Here is a 3,419-nt window from a genome sequence, read left to right as displayed (position 1 = left end):
AGGAGTGACAGTTTTCCACATGAGGGGAGTTCAAAGTCGGAAGGTGAGGGAGTAGCAAGCTCAGCTTTTTTGTACACAATCGCAGGTGGTGATGCACGGGTTTTGACCTATTTTACCTGTTTATCACGGCGACTTTATTCTCGATCGCGCGATCAAAACCCACGCTACGTCTAGTGCGATCGATATATTCAGCAAGCCCTAACTAGATTCAAAGCGACCTATATTAAACATAAAATTGTCTATTTTGGGGGGTCAGATATATTTACAAGTACCCCAAAATAGTTAATAGTTGAAAGGTTGAAAGTTAAAAGGTTGATTTCAAGGGCATCTCAGGGAGATTGCCTCAAGGCAGTTGTGGCGGAAACTTTATTTGGGTAATTCGATCGTTACCAGGGCGTTCTTCGTGGTGTTATAAGGCAGCAAATGCGGAAAACCATGCGGTTTTTACTAATCCTGAACCTGTGAAAGTTGGGTCAAAATCATAAGTTTTGGAAAATCCCCTGACCAAACATAACAGGAAATCTTGGCTTTATTTGCGGAGGAAAAGCAATCAGGAAATGACACAAATATTGTACATTCCTCCGGGTACGGTGCGGGTTCATGTACACGCAATTTTGCAAAAGTTAGAAGTGCGCGATCGCACTCAAGCTGCTGTACTCGCAATTCAGAAAGGATTGGTTGCTGAAAAACTTTTGGCGCTCAAACCTTGATACGGCGGGTGTTGTACCGGAATTATCGGTTTTTTAAAGGAATTCTTGGCTAAACCCGCCCCTATTAAGATGCCTCTGTTGCAGGTTCATGGAAAATTAGTATTCGTCTTGATTGTTAATTTTACTGATGACATTTAATCTTTAAATTTGCTAAGCTCGATACGCCTTAATTTTCTTACCGTCATCTAACCAAAGGTGTATTATGCCCAATTTTATCAGTTCAGTTTTTAGTTCGATCGCCTTTCTCGACTCTGCCCTTCCCGACAGCCAAACTCTCCGCAACGGCATCGCAGCGGGGACAGAAGTAATTATCCTTGATGCGGCGCGGGATGGAGTAGAACAAATTACGGAGGCGCTAGCGAATCGCAGCAATATCAAAAGCATTCATATCATCTCCCACGGTCGCTCCGCGAGTTTGCTGCTAGGCGCGATCGATCTAAACTTGACAAATTTAAAAACTTATGCTAGCCAATTGCAGCGTTGGTCGCGATCGCTGGCAGACAGTGGAGAGATTTGGCTGTACGGGTGCGATGTAGCGGCGGGCGAAAAGGGCGCTAACTTTGTGCAGCAACTGAGTCAGCTAACTAAGGCAAAAATTGCTGCTTCTAGATCGCCGATCGGCAGTTCGGCTATGGGGGGAGACTGGGAACTAGATTATACAACGGGAGCGATGTCCTCTGGGTTGGCGATCGAGCCAGCCACAATGGCCGCTTATCAATTTGTGTTTGGCCTACAACTTTTGGGACAAGCACAAATTCCGGGAAATACAAATTTTGGAACACCAACAACCCGGGTAGGTGGACTGTCTGGCCTTACCTACGACGCGGGTACCAACACTTACTACGCTATCTCCGACGGCCGCAATAGTGGTAGCAGTCTCGGTCCGTCTCGCTTTTACACCCTCACTATACCTAATGTGAGTTCGGGTAGCTTGGCAACAGGAGGAGTGGTTTTTACAGGGGTGAGACAGATTGGCAATCCGCCTCCCTTTGCTGCAGATACATCGGATACAGAGGGCATTGGCTTCATCGGTGGCAATGTCTTCGTCTCTTCTGAAGGAAATTTCTCGACAAATACCCAACCTTTTATCAATAGATTCAACATTGCAGCAGGAAATCAAAACCTAGCATTGACTATTCCTTCTCCCAAATACGACGTATCATCAGCAGATACTACCAGTGGCATCCGCAACAATCAAGCTTTTGAAAGTCTGACCATTACTCCCAGTGCAAGTTTTCTGTTTACAGCAACAGAAAATGCTCTCGAACAAGACGGCCCTGCTTCAAGTACAACGGCTGGGACGCGATCGCGAATTTTAAGATATGACTTAAGCACAAACACCGCAAACGGGGAATTTCTTTACAACACCGATCCGCGCAACGGCATTTCGGAAATGCTGGCCGTTGATGATAATACGCTGCTGGTTCTCGAACGTTTTCTTGACTTATCGACAACTCCGCCGTCAGGCGATTTGAAGCTTTATCAAATTTCTTTAACCGGTGCGACTGACATTCAAAACAATACAGGCTTGATTGCTTCTGGTGTTGCTGGCATTACACCGGTATCGAAAACTCAGATTGCTGATTTCCCAAACACTTCAGGCTTTCCGGTAAACAATTTTGAAGGGATGACATTTGGGCCTTCTCAAACGGCAACGGGGAAACGATCGCTTATTCTTGTCAGCGACAACAATTTTAATTCTTTCCTTCCCACCGCATTCGCAGCCTTTGCAGTCAACAACGCACCTATACTCAACAACAGCGGTTCCCCGGTACTAACAGCAATTAACGAAGATGTACCTTCTGCTAGCAACACCGGCACCTTAGTTTCTACTTTAATTGCAGGTGCAGTTACAGATCCCGACACCGCCGACACTCAAGGAATTGCAGTCACGGGGGCAGACAATACTAACGGCAGTTGGGAATATTTAACTGATAGCGGTTCGACTTGGACGGCATTCGTCACACCGTCAACAGCAGCATCAACAGCAGCAGCGAGACTGCTAGCAGGCAATGCCAGAATCCGCTTTGTTCCCAAGACTGACTACAACGGCAGTGCCAATATCACATATCAGTCATGGGATGGAACGACAACTAACTCTAGCGGTACTCCCCTCACGAACGGCGGGACGGCTGATATTTCGACTGCCAGCAGTATCGGGGGGTTAGCAGCTTTCAGTACAGCCAGCGAGACAGCAACAATTACCGTTAATTCTGTCAACGACGCGCCCACAGCAAATCCCGACACCTACAGCGTCCAGCACGATAAAGTGCTCAGCCCATATCCAGGAGTCTTAAGCAATGACACCGACAGCGACTTCGATACGCTGAGTGCGACTTTAGTTACAGGCCCGAGCAACGGTACGATCGCGTTTAATCCCCTCGGTGACTTCACTTATACTCCTCAAGCTGGCTTTGTAGGGACTGATACCTTCACCTACAGCGTTAGCGACGGGGCTGCGACTGTCCCGGCTACGGTGAGTATCAACGTTACCAACAGTCTGCCAACAGTAAATCCCGACACCTACAGCGTCTTGCACGACAAAGTGCTCCGCGTAGCAGTTCCAGGAGTTTTAGGCAACGACTCCGACATCGACTTAGATCGGTTGGTTCCCGTCGTAGTTACAGGCCCAAGCAACGGTACGATCGCGTTTAATCCCCTCGGTGACTTCACTTATACTCCTCAAGCTGGCTTTGTAGGGACTGATAC

At 47.5% G+C, this 3,419-nt stretch carries 2 protein-coding genes; both read left to right on the top strand.

Features of this window, described 5'->3' with window-relative positions; genetic code table 11:
* The first annotated feature begins 557 nt into the window (after positions 1 to 557).
* A complete protein-coding gene (locus QUB33_RS28500; protein WP_333357701.1) occupies positions 558 to 710 on the top strand; it encodes a LuxR C-terminal-related transcriptional regulator in 153 nt (50 codons plus the stop codon).
* Between the two features lie 202 nt (positions 711 to 912).
* The coding region (locus QUB33_RS28495) for an esterase-like activity of phytase family protein (RefSeq protein ID WP_333357696.1) at positions 913 to 3,419 on the top strand (2,507 nt) is incomplete at its 3' end.

It is taken from the genome of Microcoleus sp. B3-A4, from assembly GCF_036705385.1.
Classification (GTDB): Bacteria; Cyanobacteriota; Cyanobacteriia; order Cyanobacteriales; family Microcoleaceae; genus Microcoleus.
This window is presented reverse-complemented; position numbering and strand designations above follow the sequence as displayed.